The organism is Pyrinomonadaceae bacterium (genome assembly GCA_036277115.1).
GTDB lineage: Bacteria > Acidobacteriota > Blastocatellia > Pyrinomonadales > Pyrinomonadaceae > UBA11740.
Map to the genome: position 1 here is coordinate 451,665 of DASUNM010000021.1, position 23,997 is coordinate 475,661.

Annotated in this window: 23 protein-coding genes; 7 read left to right on the forward strand and 16 right to left on the reverse strand. The window is 56.2% G+C overall.

The annotated features are described in order from the left end of the window. The first annotated feature begins 28 nt into the window (after positions 1-28). Positions 29-1,324, forward strand: a complete 1,296-nt coding sequence (locus tag VFX97_06355) for a VWA domain-containing protein (protein HEX5702800.1) — start codon at positions 29-31, stop codon at positions 1,322-1,324. 79 nt (positions 1,325-1,403) lie between these two features. After that, a complete protein-coding gene (locus VFX97_06360) occupies positions 1,404-2,012 on the forward strand; it encodes a hypothetical protein (GenBank protein HEX5702801.1) in 609 nt (202 codons plus the stop codon). Here the strand turns inward: VFX97_06360 and VFX97_06365 are convergent. After that, the gene (locus VFX97_06365; GenBank protein HEX5702802.1) at positions 1,995-2,312 is read right to left on the reverse strand and encodes a hypothetical protein; all 318 of its coding nucleotides are present in this window, start codon (positions 2,310-2,312) and stop codon (positions 1,995-1,997) included. The genes VFX97_06360 and VFX97_06365 overlap by 18 nt on opposite strands. Before the next feature lie 41 nt (positions 2,313-2,353). Here VFX97_06365 and VFX97_06370 point away from each other — a divergent pair, with 41 nt between their 5' ends. Further along, the gene (locus tag VFX97_06370; protein HEX5702803.1) at positions 2,354-3,271 is read left to right on the forward strand and encodes a proline dehydrogenase family protein; all 918 of its coding nucleotides are present in this window, start codon (positions 2,354-2,356) and stop codon (positions 3,269-3,271) included. 157 nt (positions 3,272-3,428) lie between these two features. Further along, complete coding sequence (locus tag VFX97_06375) at positions 3,429-3,920, forward strand: NfeD family protein (GenBank protein ID HEX5702804.1); 492 nt, start codon at positions 3,429-3,431, stop codon at positions 3,918-3,920. A gap of 9 nt (positions 3,921-3,929) precedes the next feature. On the opposite strand, the gene VFX97_06380 is transcribed toward VFX97_06375, so the two are convergent. Continuing rightward, entirely contained in the window at positions 3,930-4,862 is a 933-nt protein-coding gene (locus VFX97_06380; GenBank protein HEX5702805.1) for a protein phosphatase 2C domain-containing protein, read from the reverse strand. A 71-nt stretch (positions 4,863-4,933) separates the two neighbouring features. Next, positions 4,934-6,130, reverse strand: coding sequence for a cystathionine gamma-synthase (locus VFX97_06385; protein HEX5702806.1), 1,197 nt, complete (start codon positions 6,128-6,130; stop codon positions 4,934-4,936). Between the two features lie 127 nt (positions 6,131-6,257). Between VFX97_06385 and VFX97_06390 the strand changes: the two genes are divergently transcribed. From VFX97_06390 to VFX97_06400, 3 genes are read left to right on the forward strand one after another with little or no spacing between them, the layout of a single operon-like run. Further along, on the forward strand, positions 6,258-6,590 hold the full coding sequence (locus VFX97_06390) for a PilZ domain-containing protein (GenBank protein ID HEX5702807.1): 333 nt from the start codon (positions 6,258-6,260) through the stop codon (positions 6,588-6,590). A 3-nt stretch (positions 6,591-6,593) separates the two neighbouring features. Then, entirely contained in the window at positions 6,594-7,127 is a 534-nt protein-coding gene (locus VFX97_06395; GenBank protein ID HEX5702808.1) for a hypothetical protein, read from the forward strand. A 34-nt stretch (positions 7,128-7,161) separates the two neighbouring features. Then, the gene (locus VFX97_06400; GenBank protein HEX5702809.1) at positions 7,162-8,322 is read left to right on the forward strand and encodes a carboxylate-amine ligase; all 1,161 of its coding nucleotides are present in this window, start codon (positions 7,162-7,164) and stop codon (positions 8,320-8,322) included. 128 nt (positions 8,323-8,450) lie between these two features. Here the strand turns inward: VFX97_06400 and VFX97_06405 are convergent, their stop codons facing one another. The 13 genes from VFX97_06405 to nuoD all read right to left on the reverse strand — a co-directional run bounded on the left by VFX97_06405 (position 8,451) and on the right by nuoD (position 23,975). Further along, positions 8,451-9,086, reverse strand: coding sequence for a hypothetical protein (locus VFX97_06405; protein HEX5702810.1), 636 nt, complete (start codon positions 9,084-9,086; stop codon positions 8,451-8,453). A 96-nt stretch (positions 9,087-9,182) separates the two neighbouring features. Continuing rightward, positions 9,183-10,115 (reverse strand): hypothetical protein, encoded by a 933-nt coding sequence (locus VFX97_06410; GenBank protein ID HEX5702811.1) that lies wholly within the window; start codon positions 10,113-10,115, stop codon positions 9,183-9,185. A gap of 22 nt (positions 10,116-10,137) precedes the next feature. Further along, positions 10,138-10,629 (reverse strand): hypothetical protein, encoded by a 492-nt coding sequence (locus tag VFX97_06415; GenBank protein ID HEX5702812.1) that lies wholly within the window; start codon positions 10,627-10,629, stop codon positions 10,138-10,140. A 1-nt stretch (position 10,630) separates the two neighbouring features. Continuing rightward, positions 10,631-12,178, reverse strand: a complete 1,548-nt coding sequence (locus VFX97_06420; protein HEX5702813.1) for an NADH-quinone oxidoreductase subunit N — start codon at positions 12,176-12,178, stop codon at positions 10,631-10,633. 158 nt (positions 12,179-12,336) lie between these two features. Next, on the reverse strand, positions 12,337-13,893 hold the full coding sequence (locus tag VFX97_06425; protein HEX5702814.1) for an NADH-quinone oxidoreductase subunit M: 1,557 nt from the start codon (positions 13,891-13,893) through the stop codon (positions 12,337-12,339). A gap of 59 nt (positions 13,894-13,952) precedes the next feature. After that, a complete protein-coding gene (nuoL, locus tag VFX97_06430) occupies positions 13,953-16,124 on the reverse strand; it encodes an NADH-quinone oxidoreductase subunit L (GenBank protein HEX5702815.1) in 2,172 nt (723 codons plus the stop codon). A gap of 95 nt (positions 16,125-16,219) precedes the next feature. After that, positions 16,220-16,525: an NADH-quinone oxidoreductase subunit NuoK gene (gene nuoK, locus VFX97_06435; GenBank protein HEX5702816.1), complete on the reverse strand. Its 306-nt coding sequence runs from the start codon at positions 16,523-16,525 to the stop codon at positions 16,220-16,222. Between the two features lie 10 nt (positions 16,526-16,535). After that, entirely contained in the window at positions 16,536-17,201 is a 666-nt protein-coding gene (locus VFX97_06440; GenBank protein HEX5702817.1) for an NADH-quinone oxidoreductase subunit J, read from the reverse strand. Between the two features lie 97 nt (positions 17,202-17,298). Then, positions 17,299-18,372 carry an NADH-quinone oxidoreductase subunit NuoH gene (nuoH, locus tag VFX97_06445; protein HEX5702818.1) on the reverse strand — a complete coding sequence of 358 codons (1,074 nt, stop codon included), beginning with the start codon at positions 18,370-18,372 and terminating at the stop codon, positions 17,299-17,301. Between the two features lie 125 nt (positions 18,373-18,497). After that, positions 18,498-20,768: a molybdopterin-dependent oxidoreductase gene (locus VFX97_06450; GenBank protein HEX5702819.1), complete on the reverse strand. Its 2,271-nt coding sequence runs from the start codon at positions 20,766-20,768 to the stop codon at positions 18,498-18,500. 44 nt (positions 20,769-20,812) lie between these two features. Continuing rightward, on the reverse strand, positions 20,813-22,093 hold the full coding sequence (nuoF, locus tag VFX97_06455; protein ID HEX5702820.1) for an NADH-quinone oxidoreductase subunit NuoF: 1,281 nt from the start codon (positions 22,091-22,093) through the stop codon (positions 20,813-20,815). 71 nt (positions 22,094-22,164) lie between these two features. Then, entirely contained in the window at positions 22,165-22,695 is a 531-nt protein-coding gene (gene nuoE, locus VFX97_06460) for an NADH-quinone oxidoreductase subunit NuoE (GenBank protein HEX5702821.1), read from the reverse strand. Between the two features lie 62 nt (positions 22,696-22,757). After that, a complete protein-coding gene (gene nuoD, locus VFX97_06465; protein HEX5702822.1) occupies positions 22,758-23,975 on the reverse strand; it encodes an NADH dehydrogenase (quinone) subunit D in 1,218 nt (405 codons plus the stop codon). Positions 23,976-23,997: the final 22 nt, after the last annotated feature.

A 23,997-nucleotide genomic window follows, 5' to 3' on the forward strand; every position in this document is an offset into this window, starting at 1 on the left:
TCGATTCACCGCGGCCGTCTTTTTTCCAATGCAACAGGCAACTCGAGTTTTGGCCCTGCTGATTAGTCTCGTATTTGTGGGGCAGTCTTTGCTCGCTCAGCCCCAGAAGAAGCCGCCAGTCGCTACTCCGCAAAAACCGACCAAGGTCGAGCCGGTCGAAGAGGCTCCCACCGAACAGGATCTGGAGACGGTTAAAGTCGACACCAACCTGGTGACGGTTCCGGTGATTGCCAGTTCGCGCACCGGAAAGTACATCGCCGATCTGGTCAAAGAGGAATTCAAGATTTCTGAGGACGGCGTCGCCCAGGAAATCGCTTTTCTCGCGACGGTGAACGCGCCCTTCACTCTGGTGCTGCTTCTGGATACCAGCGGGAGTACCAAAGAGAAGCTGCCGATGATACAGCGTGCGGCAATCGCGTTTGTCGAGCAGCTCGGCCCAGCCGACAAAGTGAAAGTGATCTCGTTCGACGATTCGGTGAAAGACTGGAATGAGTTCACGTCCGACAAAGCCGTCATTCGCAATGCTATCTCGCAGACCACCTCGGGCGAGGGATCGAAGGTCTATGACGCGGTTGAGCGCTCGCTGAATAATCTGCGACCGGTTAGTGGGCGGCGCGCGATCGTCGTTTTCACGGATGGTGTTGACTGGCACAGCGACAGGGGCGGGAGTTACGAGGGCACGCTCAAGAACCTGGACGAAAGCGGCGTGATCGTTTATCCGATTCGTTTCGATACCCGAGCGGAGACCGAAGCGATCGCGCGACGTCAGGCAGGGGAGCAGGGCGGGATCGGATTACCGACCAGCGACGTAATTCGCCAACAGGGCACCACCCCTTCCACCTTTCCCTCTGAAGATCCTTCCTCGGATCCGAATCGTTCGGCGCAGGGCAAATCGCCGTTGGAAATGATTCTCAGCCGCCCGGTGCGCCGTCCGATCCCGACGCAGACGCCGCAAGGATCGCCAACCGATTTCCCCGACGCTTCCGGCCGGCGACCGACAATGGATCCTGGGCCCGCACCAAACAAGCGCCCAACCCCCGACGACTCGATCAAAGGGATGCTCGACCGGGCGTACTTCATGGCGGACGGGTACTTGAAGGAACTGGCTGAACGTTCGGGTGGACAGGTGCACCGCGCCGATACTCTCGCGATGCTGCCGCAGGCGTTCGCCGCAATCGCGGCCGAGCTGCGCACGCAGTATTCGCTCGGATATTACCCGACAAACCGTGAGAAGGACGGGAAGTACCGCAAGATTCAGGTCAAGACTACTCGCAAAGACGTCGCAATTCGCGCGCGGCCCGGCTATCGCTCGAAGACAAAGTAATAGACGCCCATGCGAAGCTCTCATCACTTGTCGCTGACGAATCCCGCGTGTTAGTTTTCCACTCGGTCCAGCGAATTTCATGACAACACCGACCCGTGAAGAAGCGTGGGAACTGCTCTGCGAGTACACGAAGGGCGATAGCCTGCGCAAGCATGGCCTGGCGGTCGAGACGGCAATGCGCGCGTGTGCTGGACGCTACGGCGACGCGGACGCGGACAAAGACGAGTGGGGTCTGGTCGGTTTACTTCACGACTTTGATTACGAAATGTTTCCGTCAGCGGACCAGCATCCATTCACAGGCTCTAACATTCTGTGCGGCCGCGGTTATCCCGATCGAATAATCAAAGCAATACTCGGTCATGCGACGTACACAGGCGTCCCCCGCGACACGCAGATGGCTAAGGCGCTGTTTGCGACGGACGAGCTTTGCGGATTTCTGGTCGCATGCGCACTGGTTAGGCCCACTCGCAGTTTGGATGATCTTGAAGTGAAATCGGTAAAGAAGAAACTGAAAGACAAAGCCTTCGCGCGTTCAGTTAATCGCGATGACATTCATCAAGGTGTAGAGGAACTCGGAGTTACGCTTGATGAGCACATTCAGTTTGTGATTGATGCTTTGAAGCCGGTCCAGAAAGAGATTGGGCTGGGACCCCAGGCGACGGTGAGGAGTTCAGTCGGCGAAGGTTAGAAAACGCTCAAGGGCGATGAATTCAGCGAAGCAGAACAGCAAGACGAGGATGCCGGTTAAGAAAGCCTGCAGTTTACGTCGGTGAGCGGTATGCCGATAAGCGAAGATACCGCCGAGCACTGCTACGAAAAACGGCGGCAGCGACAGTTCGAGATAAAGCCAACGAACTGATTCCGGGCCCAGAGGCGCCGTTGAAAAGAGTTCTGACGCGCCAACTGTCGCAAGGATGAGCGCGATGGAAAAGCCAACACCGAACATCGACGCAATCAGCGATGTAAGCAAAATCAGCTTGAAACGCATTATCACCGAAAGAATATCATAGCGGTTAAGTACCCGGACAAATGCTAACTCGCAGCGCGCTGCTTTACCTCGCCCGTCAGGACAAACTCAAAGATTTCGCCGCGCGTTTCGCGGCGTTCAGAAAGATCACCGCACGGTTCATCGCCGGCGAAACGGACGACCAAGCCGTGGCCGCGATCAAGGAACTTAACGCGCGCGGATGTTCCGCCTCGTTCGATCACCTGAACGAATCCGTCGATAGCGTCGCGGAAACCGAAGGCGAAGTGCGTGAGTATCTCAACGTGCTTGCGAAAATCGACGAGTCACATATCAACTCGAACGTCTCGATCAAGCTGACCCAGTTCGGCCTCGATATCGATCCGGAACTGGCCTATCGCAACGCGCGTGCAGTCGTCGCCGACGCCGCCCGGCGCGGCAACTTTGTGCGCGTCGATATGGAGAGCTCAGCGGTTACTCAGATTACGATCGATATCTTCAAGCGGCTGCGCAGCGAATTTGGTCTGAATGACGTGGGAATAGTTTTGCAGTCGTACCTGCGGCGGACCTACGACGACGCGCAGGACTTGTTAAAGATTCCGGCACGTATACGCATCTGCAAAGGCGCCTACAACGAGCCCCCCGAAGTTGCATTCCCAGACAAGAAGGACGTGGATGAAAATTATGTGCGGGTGATGAAACTTCTGCTCTCCAGCGGCACCTATCATGGAATCGCCACCCACGACCCGCACATGATTAACGCCACGATTCGCCACGCGCGCGATCAGGGAATCGGCAAGGAAGCTTTCGAGTTTCAGATGCTTTACGGCATCCGCCGCGATTTGCAGGAGAAACTGGCGCGCGACGGGTATAATATGCGCGTCTATGTGCCATACGGTAAGCACTGGTATCCGTATTTTATGCGCCGGCTCGCGGAACGTCCGGCAAATATTTGGTTTGTGATGAAGAACCTTTGGAAGTAGAAAGAGCATTTTCCATTTGGCATTTAACATTTTCCATTCCCGCTGACAGGAGGGACCGGCACCAATTCAAGACGCAACTTAAAATGCCAAATGACAAATCAGAAATGACAAATGGAAAATGGTCATGCTGTCCTTCGCGACTTCGAGCACTTAACCCATGGAAAACTACTTCTGGATTGTTTGGCTGATTCTCGGCGCACTTTTAATCACCGCTGAGATCTTCTCAACTGGATTTGTACTGCTATGGTTTGGTATCGGCGCTTTGGCCGCGGCGCTGGCTAATCTCGCAGGCGTCACCAGCCTGCCATTGCAGTTCCTGATTTTTGCCGTGGTTTCAATTGGGCTGACTGCTGCATCGCGCACCATCTTCGTCAACTACTTTTCGCGTGAGAAGTCCGGCGGCGATCTGAAAAGCGGCGCCGATGCCCTCCCAGGTCAGGTAGGCACGGTCGTTACTTCCAGTCGCGGCGCGCTGCATGAAGGCGCCGTCAAAGTATTCGGTTCAACCTGGACTGCTTATCCGGCTGACGGTGAAGAGCCGCTTGAAGCCGGCGACCGCGTGCAGGTCGAGCGGGTCAAGGGTGCTTCGATTTATGTTCGTCGTACTGGGCAGGTGCCCGACTGGCGCGGGAAGGAATTGAAGTCTTAGCGACAGGAATCAGAGCCTGGGCGTGCGATGCTGCGTGTCTATCTCAGTTTCGTCGAGCGTCTTATCGTCATCCATCACCGGCAACTCGATCGTAATCCGGTCTCCGGCTGAGTCTTGTAAATCTTCCCCTGAAAATTTTGCCAACACAACCGTGATGTTGTCTTCGCCGCCGCGGTCGTTCGCGGCTGCCACCAGGGCATCGCAGGCGGCGGTTAAGTCGTCACTCGAGTCACTCACGATTTGACGAATCTCTTCATTCCGCAGTTTTCCTGACAGCCCGTCACTGCAAAGCAATAGCACGTCGCCCTGGCGAAGCTGAATGCGCGCCGTGACAGGCGTCAGCTCAGTCTGGGCGCCCAGGGCCTGAAGAATCACGTTCCGAAACATGTGCGTCTCGGCTTCTTCCTCACTGATTTGGCCGACGTCCACAAGCTGCTGCACGAGCGACTGATCCTTAGTGGCCAGGCGAATCTGATCGCCGCGCACAACATACGCACGACTGTCACCCACCTGCACGAGGTCGAGCATGTCGTGGCGAATAGCGGCGCCGGTTAACGTCGCGCCCATGCCGCTGCAACGGCTGTCCTCGAGACTCTTATAGTGGATCGCGCGGTTGGCTTGCAGGGTGGCGTGTTTCAGACAATCAACCAGCGACGATTCCGGATCGCAGGCATTACCGTCATTTCCGGTCATTACTTCGCGCACCGAATCGATGGCCATGCGGCTGGCGACATCGCCGGCCAGCGCACCGCCCATGCCGTCTGATACGACCAGGACCAAACCTTTTTCGCCGACGTCCAGTTGATTCATCTCTGACGGGCTGTCTGCGCCATCCGAGCCAGTCCACGCCTGCTGCGTCCCCAGATCGAGAAGCAGAAAATTATCTTCGTTGCCACGGCGCACGCGGCCTACATCGGATTTGGCGTGTAGCTCTACGAGCATTTTGAGGAGCGTTAAGGGCGAATTTGAAGCCGGTAATTCGTCAGGGATTTTATATTGTCGCCGCTGTGTTGTCACCCAACGGAGGCGAGCGCCTGATCCAAATCTGCAATGATGTCGTCAGTGTCTTCGATGCCGACGGAAATTCGCACCAACCCATCGGTAATACCGAGCCGATCGCGCGATTCGGCCGTAACCGAGGCGTGCGTCATGGTGGCTGGATGACAAATCAACGTCTCAACGCCGCCGAGACTTTCCGCGAGCGTGCAAAGTTTTGTAGATTCGAGCACCGTCCGCGCCGCCTCAAGCGATCCGACATCGAACGAAATCATACTGCCGAAGCCCTTCTGTTGGCGCTTGGCCAGCTCGTGCTGTTTGTGCGACAGCGATCCCGGGTAGTAAATCTTCTGCACCTTCGGATGGTCCTCGAGAAACGCGGCCACTGCGCGTCCGGATTTGTCATGCTGCTCCATGCGCAGCGCCAGAGTTTTGGTGCCGCGCAAAACCAGCCAGGAATCAAACGGAGAAAGAATCGCGCCGGCGCTGTTCTGGACGAATTGAATCCACGCGGCGTCGTCTTCGTTATTGAGCACGACCGCGCCTCCGATACCGTCCGAATGGCCATTCAGAAATTTCGTCGTCGAATGAACGACTATATCGACACCGAACTCAATCGGTCTTTGCAGGTACGGCGACATGAAAGTGTTGTCGCAGACGACGCGTGCTCCCGCGGCATGCGCCACGTCGCTGACTGCTTGCAAATCCGTGATCATCATCACCGGATTCGTCGGCGTCTCAATAAACACCATGCGCGTGTTGTCTTTGATGGCGGCTTCGACGTTCGTCACATCCGCGGTGTCCACAAAGTCGAACTCGATACAATAGTTCGAAAGAATCTTGCTGAAGAGCCGAAACGTCCCGCCATACGTGTTGTCGGAAACGATTACGTGCTCGTTGGCTTTAATCAGCCGTAGCGTCGCATCGATGGCGGCCATTCCTGAGGCGAACGCGTAACCGAACTGGGCGCCTTCAAGTGCCGCGATGTTCCGCTCGAGCGCCAGACGCGTCGGATTCGCGGTGCGCGCGTACTCAAATCCCTTATTTTTGCCGAGGCCGTCCTGCGCGTACGTTGACGTTTGATAGATGGGGACGCTCACCGCTCCCGTAGCGGAGTCTGGTTCATTGCCGGCGTGAATTGCCGTTGTTGCGAAGCCCATAGTTGAAGCTCGAAAAGTAGATTTTCGGGAGCTGATTGCGAAAGGCGATAGTATCTTCGCGCGATCTTAGTGTCAATCGAATGGGCGGTTCGCGCATCCGGTTGCGTAACAAATAGATTTAATTGTCTATAATCGAGTAGAATCACGCGCGTTAACGCCATAAGACTTCGAAGGACAGGCCATGGCCGAAACCGAAGACCCTCAGGAAATTTCGCACGATGATCGACGGCAACACGACCGCTCGCGTTTGATCGTGGACGTACACTTTGATGGAGCTGAATCAACCGGTGTCGCGAGCACTAAGGACATCAGCCCTGGCGGCCTGTACATGAGCACGCAGACGCGCATTCCGGTCGGGGCCAGGCTGGCGCTGCGCATACCCATCGGCGGCGATCACGTGATCGTCACCGGAGAGGTCGTTTACAGCAATCCCGGCGAAGGTGTAGGCGTGAAATTCAACGAGTTGACAGACGACACGCGTCGCGCGTTGGAGCTTGGGTTACGACCGGCATAGAACATGGCGGTCGCGATCGATGAACAGCCGCTCGTCTGGGCTGAAATTTCGGAAGAGAAGCGCCAGCGCTACCGGGAAAAACTTAGCGGGCTGTACGGTCACGAAGGCGACGAGGGCGCGTATAACGCGCTGACGCGGGACAAACATGAGGCGCTCGACCTTCTCTCCGACCGATTGATTGAGACCGACCTATGGCGTCATGTCGGTCGAATCGTCAATGTTTATGGGCGCGGCGGCGTGGGAATGTACTTCAGCGCCGTGTCCGACCTTGAAACTGACCTGCAGAGCAGGCGACAATTCACGCGATCGTTCGCCAGACATCGTGATAACACCGGCGGCTTTCTGGAGAAAGGCCGCCCACGCGCGTCGCTGCACTTTCTTTACATCGACCCGCAGGAAGGTGAGCGCGAGTGGCATGTTCACCTCGACTTATATGGCGGATGGGGATCGATCCTGACCATGATTCAGCACTTGTATTACGAACGTTTCCGAAAGTTCAGGCCCGATTGGCGCATAATGAAGCAATGGATGAAGTGACAGTGTAAGACGCGGGCGCTGTCCGCAGCGTGGTATGTTCGACCAATTCACACTCGGCATTGAAGAAGAGTTCCAGATCGTTGATCCGGCAACGCGGGAGCTGCGTTCGCACGTCACTGAGTTTCTGGATGAAGGGCGGATGATTCTCGGGGAGCAGATCAAGCCCGAGATGATTCAGTCCATGATCGAAGTGGGCACCGGCATTTGCCAAAACATTCAGGAAGCGCGCGCCGACATATCGAACCTGCGCGGGGTCATTGCCTCACTTGCCGAAAAAAACGGACTTCGGATCGTTGCCGCGTCCACTCATCCGATTTCGCGTTGGCAGGACCAGAAAATTTTCGAGGATGAGCGATACGAGCTGTTGGTCCAGGAGCTGCAAACCGTGGCTCGTTCGCTTTTGATCTTTGGCTTGCACGTTCACGTCGGTATTCCGGACCGCGAGCGCCAGATCCACATCATGAATGCCTCGCGCTATTTTCTGCCGCACATCCTCGCGCTCACCACGTCGTCGCCGTTCTGGATGGGTCATAACACGGGCTTGAAGAGTTATCGGTCGGAAATCTTCAAACAGTTTCCGCGCACTGACATTCCCGATCACTTTGATTCCTATCCGGGGTTTCAGCGTTACGTCGATTTGTTGGTGAAGACGGGCTGCATCAATGACGGCAAGAAAATTTGGTGGGACTGCCGGCCGCATCCCGTCTTTCCGACGCTGGAGTTTCGCATCTGCGATATTCCTACGCGCGTGGACGACACGGTCGCAATTGCAGCGCTGTTCCAGGCGATTGTCGCGAAGCTCACCAAACTGATTGAAAGAAATCTCGGCTTCCGTCTCTACCGGCGCATGTTGATTCAGGAAAACAAATGGCGCGCGGTGCGTTGGGGTCTGGAAGGCAAGATGATTGATTTCGGGAAGCAGAAAGAAGTGCCGACGCGAGATTTAGTGCTCGAGCTTTTAGAGTTTGTTGACGACGTACTTGACGATCTCGGTTCACGCAAGGAAGTCGAACATATCCACACCATTCTCCAGCGCGGAACCTCAGCCGAGGAACAACTCCGCATCTATCGCGAGACGAATGACTTGACCGCGGTTGTCGATCGGCTCATGGAGCTGACAATGGAAAACGTTCCTCGTGACGTCGATCTTAACGTTGGGAAATTTGCTACTGCGCCCTCAACGATTGCGAAGTAACGAGATGGACTGATCTAAGAACGTCGAGAATCAGCTTGACCAGCGAGGGTATGCCATCTTGTGATCGGCCCTGAGAAAAGGCGATTCTTCCGATCTGGCACTATCTTGATCGCGAATACTCCAGCCACTTATGCTTTCAATCTCTTCGCGCGTTCAGCTAGGTAGTACTGCCACAACATTCGTGCTGCGACGGAACGGTATGGACGCCATTTTTCGGCGAGCACGGCAAGTTCACGAAACGTGGGACGCGTCTCAAGCTTCCAAACTCTGCCGACCGCGGTGGCCAGAGCGATATCCCCGTCGGGCCAGATGTCCGGCCGCTTCAGAGCCATCAGCAGGTAGATGTTCGCCGTCCACGGACCGACGCCCTTGATGCGCAGTAGTGTCGCGTGCGCCTCGTCGTCACTCAACCTACCAACGCCTTGCAGGTCGCCGTTCGTGAACGCGTGCGCGACTTGAATGCAGTAGTGAGCCTTTTGCCGGGTCAGGCCGAGCGAGCGCAGATATTGCTCATCGCGCGAGATTAACGCGGCAGGAGTAAACGGTTCGATGTTTGTTTTTAAGCGCGCGAAAACAGCGCGCGCTGAGATAAGCGAAACCTGCTGCTCAAGGACAATCCGCAGAAGCGTTTCGAAGCCAGGCCGGCGGCCCCACATGGGTGGGACGCCCAGCGTTTTGTAAATGGATCCTAAATGACGATCGCGCGACGCAAGAATCTTAGCCGCAGTTACCAGAGTTTCGTTTGTCAGGCGGTCCGGCTTCAATGGTCTCGGTGAATCTCTGAGGTCCTCTGTGCCTCTGTGGTGAAAGAAGGATCGTTTACCACAGAGACACAGAGAACCACAGAGGCGCCACAGAGCCTAGCGGTTTTCTAAAGCGAGTCTGAGGAAATTCTCAAAAAGGATCCGGCCGTCGCGCGATTCATTCGGATGTTCCCAGCGGGTCGGGTTTTTGTGCCAATCCTCGAAAGACTTTTCCAGATGAAACTGAACGGAATAAATCAACTGACCATCAGAGCGCTTGACCATCATCTGATTGCGACTGAGAACTGAGGTGGCCAGCAACGTAAAGCCTTCGGGAACACCATCGAGTTGCAGTCCGTGGTTCTGCCAGACGCGCAGAATGCAGCCCTCGCGAGTGTAGTCGTGCCAGCGGCGCGACTCCGGATTGTCGATGCCCTCGAAGATTGGATCTTCGGGCTCAACAATCCGCACATAACGATACTGGTATTCCGTTACCCGGCCAGTACGTCGCTGTTCCTGTTCCTGCTGATCGAGGGTCAAGACGCGGACACCGAAACTAAGTCCAACAAGTTGATGCCCACCGCAGATGGCCAGCACCGGCAAACGCGTGGCCGTGATGAAGCTTTTAAACGTGTCGAGAATTTCCGGCTTGTAGTAATCGAAATCGCGGAGGGTGCCGCTCAGGACGATTGCGTCAGGCTGGAATTCCTTCACGGCTTCCGCGACTTCGCTGACGTGTGCAATTCGCGTGGCCGGCTGTTTGACCAGCCGCTTGACGTTGGTGACGATGTTTTGCATCGCCAGCGACGCAATCTCGCGCTCGCGCTTTAACTCAGCGCCGATTTCCTTGCCCCATTCGCTGCGCGCGACGTCAGACACATCGCCTTCATCACGCAGCAGATTGTCGACGACCAGCACCCGCGCCGCATCGATTGTTTGCTCAATCGATTCGTAGCGACAGAACGTTTGCTGGTTGAAGGGAAAAGGCAGCGTGTGATCGCCGTCTGCCGGCGGCTGTTCCGTTTGGACTTGCTGTAAGTTCGGCTCCATAAGAAATCGAAGAGAAATTATATCATCGCTGGCGCTGTTTTGTACTTCGGGCAAACTCAGGAGCGCGCGTTCCAGCGCCTGCCTGTGTGATTTCGTCGCGCATTCGCTCGATCAGCAGGCGCCGCACGCGCGCGCGAAGTGTCTCTGGCCCCTGGCGCGTCGATTCGTCCGCGAGCAGCAGTATGCGATACCAGGAGCTCTCGAGCTCGTCCGCAACGTGAGAGATCTTCGTAATGTCGTAGGGGATCGCCACGGCTTTGCAGCCGACGCGAGCGAACACGCAAAGATAGCGCGCGGTCGCCAGATCCGGGCAAAGCATTCGCCGCCGCCCAACTTTCAATTCAATTCCCAACAGAGTGTGATGAATTTGCGGCTCAGCGTTTTTCGCCAGGGCAGGGAATTCGTAAGCGCGGGTGCGCATTTTCAGAATCCGATCGCCGTAAATCCGCGGTATCCACGAATCACCCATGGTGTCCTGGATTGCCGAGGCGAGTTCGCTCGCTGAGTTGGACATGTTAGCGAACTACAACCGGGCCCGCCGGCTTGGGGCTGAAGGCGTTAATCACGCGCCCGGGAAATAGACCGAGATAGAACACGCCTAAGATTGTGAGGATCAGCGCGACGGCGACGCCTGCCGGAACACGCGGCGGTTCCCAGATCGCGGTCCGTTCCTTAAAGAACATCACGATAATCAAACGCAGATAGTAGTAAGCCGAGATCGCCGTGTTCAGCACACCCAGCACGACCAGCCAGACATAGCCCTGGTTCACGGCCGCGCTGAACACCATGATCTTGCCCATGAAGCCGGCGGTCAGCGGCATTCCCAGCAGACTCAGCAGAAAGATCGAGAGCGAGAACGCGAGCACCGGTGAGCTGAAACCGATGCCGTTGTAGTCTTCGACTTCGTTTCGCTGGTCGCCTTTGCGGGCGATGAGCGTGACGATCGCGAAGGCGCCCATGTTCATCACCGCGTAGGTGAGCAGGTAGAAGATGACAGCAGTAACGGCCGCGCTTCTCTGTGCTGGATCAGTTGCCGCTCCGGCCGCGACAAATCCCACCAGCGCGTAGCCGGCATGGGCGATCGACGAGTAAGCCAGCATGCGCTTGACGTTGTTTTGCACAATGGCGACGACGTTCCCCATTGTCATAGTCAGCGCGGCCATGATGGCGAGTGCTCCGACCCACGCCGCATGCGCAAAGCCCGCGGTGCTGGCTGCAGCCGTCACGATGGGAAAGCCGAACAAGAAGACACGCATGAAAGAGGCAAAGCCGGCAGCCTTCGGCCCAGCGGCCATGAACGCCGTGACCGGAGTCGGCGCGCCTTCATAAACGTCAGGCGTCCACACATGAAATGGCGCAGTCGCGATTTTGAATCCGAAACCGACGATCAGCATCGCAATCCCGGCGAACAGCAGCGGCGGATACAACGATTGATCGAGGCGCGTGGCTATTGTGGCGATGTTCGTCGTGCCGGGCAGAGTGTTTGTGGCCGTCGCCCCGTAAATCAAAGCGATCCCGTACAACAAGAACGCCGAAGCGAACGAGCCGAGAATGAAGTACTTCAAAGACGATTCATTCGATCGAGTATCGGTGCGCCTGAATCCGGCGAGTACGTAAGTCGCGATTGAAAGAATCTCGAGACCGAGGAAGACAATTACCAGGTCGCCGGCCGAAGCCATCAGCATCATTCCGGCGGTCGCGAACAGAAGCAGTGCATGAAACTCACCGGCCGGCAGGTTTTCCGTCTCGATCCAAATCGTCGCGATCAAGAGAGTGAGGATCGCTACGACGATAAATATCATCGTGAAGCTCAGACGGAACTCGTCGAGCACAATCATGCCGTTGAAGGCACTGGCCGTTAGGGGACGCGCCACCCACAACCAAATTGTCGCGGCGGCGGCCGCGAGCATAGCGAGCACCGATAACGTGCCGGTGACCAGTCGCTGACGCGGGTTACTGAACGCATCGACGATCATCACGATCACGCCGGCGAGCGCGACGATCAGCTCGGGCAGGATGAGCGCCAGGTTAACGTCCGGATTAGCGACTTGAAATAGAAGCATTCTTTTACTCCCTCTCCCTTTGGGAGAGGGTTGGGCGTGGCACAGACTTTAGTCTGTGTTTTCGCCGGATGAATTCACAGACTGAAGTCTGTGCCACATGCGCGCCCTCATCCTCTGAAGTAACAGATCGTAAACTGCGTTGACGACGAAAATCATAACTACTTGTGCGCCACCGTCGGCGCAGCTTCCTGCGGTGAAGCTACTCGTTGACGCGCCGCTTCAACGCTCTCGCGCGAACGATTCAAGAACGGTTGCGGATAAACTCCCATGAAAAACATTAAAAAGATCAGCGGCAGAATCAATAAGGCTTCGCGCAGATTCAGGTCGTGCAGCTTCGCGTTCTCTTCGCTTGTTTTGGTGCCGAAAACCACGCGCTGCAACATCCAGAGCATGTAAACCGCCGCCCAAATCACCCCGGTGCCGGCGAGCATCGTCACAATCCATGCGTTCTGCACGGCGGTGGTCAGCCAGGCGCCAAGCATGATCAGAAATTCACCCACGAAACCGTTCATGAACGGCAAGCCAATCGATGAAAGTGACGCGATGACAAAGAGTGTCGAGAACCAGGGCATCGGCCGCGCCAGGCCTCCGAAGTCGCTGATCATGCGCGTGTGCCGCCGCTCGTAAATCATGCCGACGAACAAAAACAGCGCGCCGGTGGAAACACCGTGGTTCAACATCTGATATAAGGCGCCCTGCATCCCCTGCTCAGTAAATGAGAACAAGCCGAGCACGACAAAACCCATGTGACTAACAGAGGAGTAGGCGACCAGCCGCTTAACATCCGGCTGGACCATCGCCACGAGCGCGCCGTAGATGATGCCAATCACTGCGAGGGTGATCATGAGCCAGGCGAAGTCACGCGATGCATTTGGGAACAATCCGAAGTTGAAACGGAGCAGTCCGTAGGTGCCCATCTTCAGCAACACGCCCGCAAGAATCACCGAGCCGGCGGTGGGAGCTTCGGTGTGCGCATCGGGCAGCCAGGTGTGCAGCGGCCACAGCGGCACCTTAATACAAAACGCAAACGCGAACGCCAGGAACAGCCAGAATTCCGCGCGCGGCGAAATCACTCCGGTGGTTGTGCGGAGCGTTTCCAACAGCACCGTGTAATCAAAAGTACCGATGCCGGTCGCGCGCTGATGAATGAAATACAGCGCAATGATGCCGACCAACATGAGCAGCGAACCGACCGCCGTGTAAATGAAGAATTTGACGGCCGCGTAGATTCGCCGCTCGCCACCCCAAACGCCAATCAGGAAAAACATCGGCACGAGCGAAGCTTCAAAGAACAGGTAAAACAGCAGCAGGTCGAGCGACACGAATACGCCGATCATCGCTGATTCGAGCAGCAACAGGAGCACATAGTACGTTGGCTGATGTTTTGTGACGGAAGTCCAGCTGGAAAGAATTGCGATCGGCATCAGCAACGTCGTCAACAGGACGAGCCAGAGACTGATGCCGTCGACTCCGACGTGATAACGCGCTCCGATCGAAGGAATCCACGAATAGTTTTCTTCAAACTGAAAACCGCCGAGCGTGCCGCCTCCGCCTTTCAGCAAAAGCAGCGAGACGATGAACACCGCCGTCGTGAAGCCGAGGGCAATCCAACGGTGATGCGATTCGCGCGCGCCCGGGGTGAAGCCGTACACAAGCGCCGTCGCCGCGCCGATGACGGGCAGAAGAATCAAAATTGTCAGCAGGTAACTCTGCATGTTTCTGTTTAGCAGCGAGCTACCGCCGCTACTGTCGGGCAGTAGCCCGACTCTAAACACTATCTCGTCAACATTTGCGCGCCTTGATACGCGAAGTAGCCGATGATGATCAGGGCGCCGGTCAGAATGATCGCAGCGTAGCCGCGCAGGAACCCGAACTGCATGTAACGAAATGTTCGGCCGAGATCGACTATCGAACGACCCAGCGTGTGCAAAACTCCATCAATTACACCGACATCGAAAATCTTCCAAAGACCTTCGCGCGAAAGGACATGAATGGGCTTGATAACAGCGCCGTCGTACACTTCGTCTACGTAATACTTGTTCTCGAGCAGCCGCGGCATCTGTTGGAGCGGCTTGCGATTAAACATTACCCATCCAATCCCGATGCCGGTCAGCGCGATGAGCACTGAGACAAGAGTGAGCAGCCGTTCCGTGCGAATTTCCTCCGGGCTGTGCACTGCGTGTTCTGTTCCATGCGTCGATGCTTCTCGGGCCGGCGTGAATGCAGGTTTACCATCAGTGTGTTCAGGCTCGGGCGAAAGCCAGTGCACATCCTTCGGCGGCTCGGTGCCGTGCGCGTCGGCAGCCGGAGCCTTGCTGATCACCGGCGCGAGCGTCTCTTCAAAATAGTTCCTCGGATGACCGCCAACCATCGAACTGAGCGCGTAGGGAACGCCAACCAACCCCCCAACCGTCGAAAGGATTGCCAGAACGATCAGCGGAATCGTCATCGACTTTGGCGACTCGTGCGGTTCATGCGCGACCTCGTGACCGTGCTCGCCGTGATGATGGTCTTGACTCTTGTCGCGAAAACGCTCGTTGCTCCAGAAGGTCATCACCATCAAACGCGTCATGTAGACGGCGGTGAGCAGCGCCGTCACCGCGCCAATGAACCACAGCGCTTTGTTGAGACCCGGCGGGATGCCAGGGTTATGCCCGCTCCAAGTCTTCCAAAGGATTTCGTCTTTCGAAAAGAAGCCGGCAAAGATCGGCACGCCGCAAATCGCCAACCAGCCCGCGCACATCGTGATCCAAGTAACCGGCATGTACTTGCGCAGCCCACCCATGCGGCGCATGTCCTGCTCGTGATGCATGCCGTGAATGACTGAGCCGGAACCGAGAAACAGTTGCGCTTTAAAGAAAGCGTGCGTCATTACGTGAAAGATCGCCGCAACAAACGCGCCGACGCCGCACGCGAGAAACATGTAACCGAGCTGTGAAATAGTTGAGTACGCGAGAACTTTCTTGATGTCGTTTTGCGCCAACCCGATCGTGGCGGCGAAGAGCGCCGTGGCCGCGCCGATAATCGCGACGATGAACATCGCGGTGGGCGCGTGCGTGTAAATCGCCGAACAACGGACCACCATGTACACGCCGGCGGTAACCATCGTCGCGGCGTGAATCAGCGCCGACACGGGTGTGGGGCCGGCCATCGCGTCCGGCAGCCATACGAACAGAGGAATCTGCGCGCTCTTTCCAGTGGCGCCGATGAAGAGAAGTACGGCCACCGAAGTGATGCCGCCGGCGAAAATAATCCGCCAGCCAAACGGATCCATGGGCATCGCGGCAATAGTCGTCAGCGCGCTGGTTAATCCCGTCTTATCGAAGAAACTAATCGAGGGTGCTCCTGCACCAGACGTCAGCCAAAAGATCAGCATGACGCCGAGAATGAATCCCCAATCCCCGACGCGGTTGGCAATGAACGCTTTTTTCGCTGCGGGCGCGGCTTCACTCTTGTCGATGTAAAAACCGATTAGCAGATACGAGCACAGCCCGACGCCTTCCCAACCGACGAACATCAGGAGGAAATTGTCAGCCAGTATCAGCGTCAGCATCGCGAACATGAACAGGTTCAGATACGCGAAGAAGCGGTAATAACCGCGATCACCGTGCATGTAGCCGGTTGCGAAAACGTGAATCAGGAAGCCAACGAAGGTGATGAAGAGCGCGTAGATACCACTGAGTCGATCCATCGCCAGGCCGAAGTCGGCCCGGAAGCTGCCGACGTGGATCCACGTGAACAGGTGATCCATGATCGGTTGCGTTGCGTGGAGCGCGCCGTCTGATTTGAAGGCCAGGAAGAAAGCGATAACCGTCGAAATTCCCACCGCCGCGCAAGCTACGATGCCGATGAATCGTTCATTGCGCAGACGCCGCCCGACGAGCCAGTTGATGACTGCGCCGGCCAGCGGAGCGAAGATAATTAAACTGAGGAGGTTGTTCTCCATCAAAAACCGTCAATAGTCAGTTGTCAGTGGTCAGTTTTAACGAAATCTCAGAGTCACGGCCTTCGAACAACTGACGACTGACAACGGACGACTGACTACAATCTCAGATTGCTCGCATCATCGACATCCAACGACTCGCGATTGCGAAAGATGGCGATGATGATTCCCAGACCCACGGCGGCTTCCGCGGCGGCTACCGTCATGACGATAAAAACGAACAACTGACCTGAGACATCGCGGAAGAAACTCGAAAACGCGACGAAGGTCAGGTTCACGGCATTCAGCATCAGTTCAATACACATGAACATCGAGATGACGTTGCGCTTCAGCATGACGCCGACTACGCCGATCGTGAATAGCACGGCCGAAAGCGCGAGATACCATGAAAGCTGTGGTTCCATTGACTTCGATCTAAACGTCTTTCTCTTCTGCGTGCGGGACCCCTTCGATGCCCAGGACTCTTTCCACTTCATCAGTCGTGCGTGATTGAATTGGGGTCGGATCGTCACCCGCCAGGGGATCCAAAATATCCTTCGCCAGCACCTGATGACCCGGCACCACGACGGCTCGCGGTGACAACAACCCGCCCGTGCGCGCGAGCGTGATCGCGCCGACAATCGCCATCAGAAGCAAAATCGACGTTATCTCAAACGGCAGCAAATAGGTCGTGAACAGCCCGCCGCCGATTGAGGCGGTTTGTCCAATATCCGAAACTGTAGCCGCGGGTGTGGCCGGCGATGCCTGGACGAAGTAGATGATGAAGGCCGTCTCGGCAAAGAAGATTGCCGCCAGCATCATGCCAATCGGGACGAGGGCCCGCATGCGAAGCTTTAACTCTGCGTCTTCCACGTTCAGCAGCATGATCACGAACACGACCAGCACCATGATCGCGCCGGCGTAAACGATGACCTGGACAGCGGCGATGAAGGGCGCCGACAGCATCACATAGAGACAGGCCAGCGAGATGAAGACACCGATAAGCGAAATGGCGCTGTAAAGCGGATTGCGCTGCACGACCATTGAAATCGCGCAACCAATCGCCATGCCGGCAAACAAAATGAAGAGCGCTGCTGTCATTAATTCTTTGTGAACCTCTGTGGTCCTTTGTGTCTTTGTGGTTAAAAAGCAGGCTCTACGACAAAGACACAGAGATACACAGAGTCGGCACGGAGGCTTACCCCCACCAACCGTTCGAAGTCTTCAGATATTGGCCCACATAATCGAACACCCCGAGCCACTGCACCGTCGCCGTCAGGATGATGTTGATGATTGCGGCCGGGACCAGGTATTTCCAACCGAAGGCCATCAACTGATCAAAACGAAAGCGCGGCAAAGTTCCGCGCAGCCAAATATAGAGAAACAGGAACAGGATCACTTTACCGAAGAAGTAGAAAACGCCGAGCCACGGCACTTGCTGAACGAATGGACCGTTCCAACCGCCGAGGAAAAGCGTCGTCGCCAGCATCGACACGGTGAACATGTTGACGTATTCGGCGAGGAAGAAGAGCGCGAACTTCATCGCGCTGTATTCAGTATGAAAGCCGGCGACTAATTCAGTCTCCGCCTCAGGCAAATCAAAAGGTACGCGGTTCGTCTCAGCAATCGCCGCGATTAAGTAAATGATGAAGCCGAGCGGCTGCACCCAGAACATGTTCCATCCGGTAATGCCCAGGTGCCCGGCTTGCTGCTCGACAATGCTGTAAAGATCGAGTGTGCCGGATTGCAGAATTACGCCAATAAGTCCCAGGCCCAGCGCCAGTTCGTACGAAATCATCTGCGCCGCCGAACGCAGGCCGCCCATCAGGCTGTACTTGTTATTCGACGACCAGCCGGCGAGCGCAATTCCGTAGACACCCACCGACGTGACACCCAGCACGTAGAGCAGGGCGACGTCGAACCTCGCGATCACGAGGCGAATAGGGCCCAGAACCGGAAGATTGACTTCGGGCCCGAACGGATAAACGACCATCGTCATCAGCGCTGCAACGGTGGCGATGATCGGCGCCAGGAAATAAATGAAGCGGGTCGATTTGTCGGGGACGATGTCTTCTTTGAAGATGAACTTTATGAGGTCAGCGAGTGGTTGCAGAAATCCGCCGGGCCCGACGCGGTTAGGACCGAGACGGCCTTGAATAAATCCAAGCACGCGCCGCTCAGCCAGCACCGTGTAAGCCACCATCGTCATTACGACGAAGAAGGCGATCAGGATGCCCACCATTAGCAGTGCGACGTGTTTTAAATCTGCCATTCGAGATTAGTACTTCGTACTTTGAGCTTTGGCTTTGTTGTCCGGACCCAAAAGCTTAGTTCGCACAAAGCGAACCTCTTTGAACAGACATCAAAGTACAAAGCACGAAATACAAAGTACGGTCGTTAGGCGACGGCTCGTTTACCCAATTTCCCATCGACCGTTATCTGATACAACGGTGAAACCAACACACTCTCGGGTTTGGGGTTACCGGCCGCCAGCAAATGAAACTGCGGCACCTTTTCGGTCAGCGTTCCAAGCTTGAAGAGCTCGTGGCCAACTTCGGGCGTCAGCTGCTCTTTGTTTGCCGTTTCATCCATCGCTTCGACTGCGGCGCGGATCGTTGAGAAATCGTTTGATAGTTCGCGCTGTGCCGCAATCGCGTGTTTCACCTGAACCGGGTTACTTTCATCCTTCAACAACGGATAACGCAGACCTGAATATGAAGGCACGCGCTCTCCGATTTCCCGGAACACTGCGCTGGCCGACATTTCAAAACCGAAGTCCACGCCGAGTTCTCTGGCCAACTGCGCCGCAATCAGCCAATCGGCTTTCGATTGATGAAGGGGTTCGATGGCTTTCCGCACGCGTTGCACGAATCCGTCATTGTTGGTAAACGTGCCGTCAACTTCGGCATATGAAGCAGCAGGGAAAACGACGTCGGCGTATTCGCCCGCCGCGGTCAGGAACAATTCCGAGAGGACGATGAATTCGCAATTCGGAATAAGACCCGCGTCGCCCGCGACGTTCGTCAAAGGCGTGCCCGCCAGAATCATGGCGCGAAGCGATTCGCTACGAAGCAATTCAACGCCCTCTTTGCCATCCCTCATCATGTCGAGCGCGCCGACGCTGTTGTTGTAGAGCGGCAGCGGATGCAGCAGCACACGGCGGTCTTCGCCACCTAACGTGTACGGCATTTGTGCAACGACAGCCTGGGAGGCGCCGCTGAGTTCGGCGCCAAACATAATGATCACGTCGCCCTGTGTATCGGTAATCGCTTTGCGTGCGGCTTCGATCTCGGCGGCGTCGACATCCATCTTGCGGCTTGCCAGGAGCTCATCGCTTGCGTTCGCCAATGCGAGCACGGCTGCGTCTTCACTGCCGGGGCGAAGGTGAATGAATTGCGAGGCCTGTTCGCGCAAACGTATGCGGACGCTGTTGATGAGAATTAATTGCGCGCCGCCGTTGCGGACCGCCTGGCGAATCTGTTTTCCGGTAAGCGGCTGTAACTCTTCCGGCTCGCCGCCAATCAACACGATCGTCTTCGCATAACGAATGTCGCGATGTGTAGCCAGTGGTCCGCCCAGATTGTCGAAGAACGGCTTTAACGAAAAGGCATCAGAGATTCCGTAATTCTCAGTTCCGATGGCTTCCGTGGCCAACTTGCGCAGCGAATAGAGCGCTTCATTCGTCAGCCGCGGACTGCCAAGCACGCCGATCGAATTAGCGCCGTGCGTTTGCTTGATTTCGCTGAGGCGCCGGACTGCGAAGCTCAACGCTTCATCCCAGGTTGCGGGAATCAGCTTTCCGCCTTTCTGGTGGCGAATCAGCGGCGTGCGAATGCGTTCGCTATGATCGATGAAGGGGTGTCCGAAGCGGCCTTTGATGCAGAGGAACTCGCCGTTTAATCCGTTCACGTAACGATCGCGCGCGACGACGCGGAGCACCTCGGTCCCGCGCGAGCCGATCGACAACTGACAGCCATCCGAGCAGAAGTTGCATGTCGAAACGTTTTGATTGAGTTCCCACGGCCGCGCCTGATGCCGATAGGTTCCGTCCAGCAGGGTGCCCGTGGGACAAACTTCAATGCAGTTGCCGCACTGTGAACAATTCAGCCAGCCGCCATAAGTGCCGATAACCGTGTGCGCGCCGCGATTGCCGGCTTCGATCGCCTGCTCGCCCATCCACTCGTCACACACGCGCGTGCAGCGTTTGCAAAGAATGCACCGCTGCGGATCGTTCGCCACCATCGGCGAAAGATATTTTTCCGGATGATAATTTTTCTGTTCGGTGAAGCGCTCTTCCAGGTTTCCCCAGTCAAAAGTCTGCTCCTGTAGCTCGCATTCGCCACCGCGATCGCACACCGGGCAATCGAGCGGATGGTTCGCGAGCAGAAACTCGAGCATCGAGCGTTGGGCTTTCTGAATCTCTTCGCTCTGGGTGGTGACAACCATGCCATCGGTGCAGATGATCGTGCAGGAGGTTTGCAGCTTCGGCATCTTCTCGATGCGCACCAGACACATGCGACACGACGCCTGGAGAGCGAGATCCGCGTAATAGCAGAACGACGGAATATCGAACCGGTTGTCGCGGCAGACGTCGATCAGGCGTGCGCCTTTCGCGACCTGAAAGTCCGCGCCGTTGATAGTGACCTTTATTGAGTCTGATTGATCCATTGGGTCATTGGATCATTGATTCAATGAATCAATGAACAAATGAATCAATTCTTTAAAATGTGCTTCTCAAAATCTTCGGGAAACCTCTTGATCGCCGACTGTATCGGCCAGGCGGCAGCATCGCCGAGCGGGCAGAACGATTTGCCCTCGATGTTGTCGCAAAGATCCAGAAACAACTGGATATCGCCGTCGCGGCCGCCGCCGTTTTCAATCCGTTTGAAAATCTTCACCAGCCAATCGGTGCCTTCGCGACACGGTGTGCACCAGCCGCACGATTCGTGTTTGTAAAACTCAGTCAGGTTCTTCGTCGATTCAAACACATCGACCGTTTCGTCCATCACGATGAAACCGCCTGAGCCGACCATGGAGCCGCCCGCGACCAGCCCTTCGTAATCCATGCGCACGTCTTTCCCGATAATCTGATCGGCACGCATGATGTAAACGGATGAGCCGCCGGGAATCACGGCCTTCAACTGTTTGCCATTAGAAATTCCGCCACAGTCTTCCATGATGAACTTTTCCATGTCGTCATAGCCCATCGGCAATTCGTATACGCCGGGCCGATTGACGTGACCGGATACCGACCAGAGCTTCGTGCCGCCACTCTTTTCCGTGCCGAGCTTCTGATAGGCCTCGCCGCCCATCGTGATGATGTCCGGCACGGCCGTGAGCGTCTCGACGTTGTTCACCACCGTGGGTGATGCGTACAAGCCAGAGACCGCAGGGAAGGGAGGTTTCATCCGCGGATGCCCCCGATATCCTTCGAGCGAACTGAGCAGCGCCGTCTCTTCACCACAAATGTAAGCGCCCGCGCCGGTGTGCGTGTAGATTTCGCTGGAGAAGTTCGTGCCGAGAATGTTTTGCCCGAGCAATCCCGCCGCCCGCGCTTCGTCCAACGCCACATCCATGATGTCGATCAGGTACTTGTATTCGCCACGTGTGTAGATGTAGTTCGTCTTTGCGCCGAGCGCGTACGCCGCGATCAGCATGCCCTCAATCAACATGTGCGGATCGCGTTCCATCAGATAGCGATCCTTGAACGTGCCGGGCTCAGATTCATCGGCATTGCAGACGACGTACTTGGGCTTCGGTGAATCTTTCGGAACGAAACTCCACTTCATGCCCGTCGGAAATCCAGCGCCACCCCGGCCGCGCAACTGCGACTTCTTAACCTCGTTGATGACGTCGTCCGGCGACATGGAATCGAGGGCTTTCTTGAGCGCTTCATAGCCGCCGTTCGCACGATACACGTCGAGCGAATGCGAGTTCTCGAGATGAACTCGCCGCAGCTGAAGAGGTTCACATCCGATGGCGCCGATAAACATGCTTTTGTCAGTTGTCAGTAGTCAGTAGTCCGTCGCTACAACTGACGACGGACAACTGACTACTGACATTCTCAGGGCAATGAATCGAGAATCTGATCAACCTTCTCAGTCGTTAGGTTCTCGTGAAAGTCAAAATTCACCTGGAACATAGGGGCCGTGCCGCACGAGCCGAGGCACTCAACCAAAGACAATGAAAACTTTCCATCCGCCGTCGTCTCACCGGGTTTGATGCCCAGCTTTTGCGAACACTGTTCGGTAATCTTGTCCGCGCCAAGCAGCTTGCACGAGAGTGTCTTGCAAACCTGAATGTGGTACTGGCCGATTGGCTTCGTGTGCAGCATCGAATAGAAGGTCGCAACTTCCCAGATGTCCGTGATGCGCAGACTGAGCCGATTCGCCAGGTAGGAAACGCCCGGGCCATCCAGATAGCCGCGCTCGCGCTGGACGATAAACATGATGGGCAGAATCGCGGAACGTTTCGATGGATACTTCGCCAGATGCCAATCAATTTCCGCTTCCACTTCCGGCGAAAACACCGCCATCTCGCCGGACATTTTCACCGGTTGATAGAGTGGCTGAATGTTAACTAGCTCGGTCGTCATCGCTTAACAGTTTCGAGTTCAGAGTCTCGAGTTCGGGTTATGAATTAACTCGAAACCCGAAACTATCGGTCAATTTCGCCCAGAACAATATCCAACGATCCGATGATCGCCACGATGTCCGCGATCATCGCGCCGCGCGCCATGTGCGGTAGCGCCGACAAATTCACGAAGCTCGGTCCGCGGAAATGCACGCGCGCAGGTTTCGGCCCACCGGTCGATTTAATGTAAACGCCGAGCTCGCCTTTCGACGCTTCAATCGGGTGATAGACCTCACCCGGCGGCACATCCACGCCTTCGGCGACTAAAAGGAAGTGGTGAATCAGCGCATCCATGTGCCGCTTCATCGCTTCGCGATCGGGCAGCACCACCTTTGGCGCGTCGGCTTTCACGGGTCCGGGTTTCAGGCGCGCCAAAGCCTGCTGAACGATCTTGTGTGACTCGCGCATCTCGCGCATGCGCACCAGATAACGAGCCCAGACGTCGCCATCGTGCTCCACCGGAATTTCGAAATCGTATTTTTCATAGCCGGTGTACGGATTAGCGCGACGAACATCCAACGCCACGCCGCTGCCGCGTAGAATCGGGCCTGACAAGCCCCAGTCAGTCGCATCTTCCGCCGAGATGTACCCGATGCCCTGCGTTCGTTTCTGAAAAATCCGATTGCCGGTGACCAGCGTGTTGAATTCGTCCAACGCGTTCGGAAGATCGGCCTGGAACTGCTGGACGCGCCGGTCAAAGCCGGCAGGCAAGTCCATCATCAAACCACCGACGCGAAAATATGACGGTGTCAGGCGCCCTCCGGAAGCGGCCTCGATCAAATTCATGATCTTTTCGCGTTCGCGGAAGCAGTAGAAGAAAACCGTCATCGCGCCGAGATCGAGGGCGTGCGTCGCGAGCCAGACGAGGTGCGAAGCGATACGCTGAAGTTCACACATCATCACGCGAATCACCTGGGCACGCTCCGGGATCTCGATTTGCAGAAGCTTCTCGATCGCCATCACGTACGCGAGGTTGTTGCCGAGCGGATTCAGATAATCCATCCGGTCCGTAATGACGATGCCTTGCTGGTATTTGCGATATTCGAACAGCTTCTCCATGCCGGTGTGGAGATAGCCGATGTCCGGCGTGGCTTTGACTACACTTTCGCCGTCCAGCACCAGTTCAAGGCGCAGCACACCGTGCGTCGAGGGGTGCTGAGGCCCCATCGAGATCGTCATCTGCGAGTCGAGCGGACGATCAACGACCTCGAACTGCGGCGGAATGTTGGCGACTGCGCTCATTGCGGTTTCAGGTTTCAAGTTA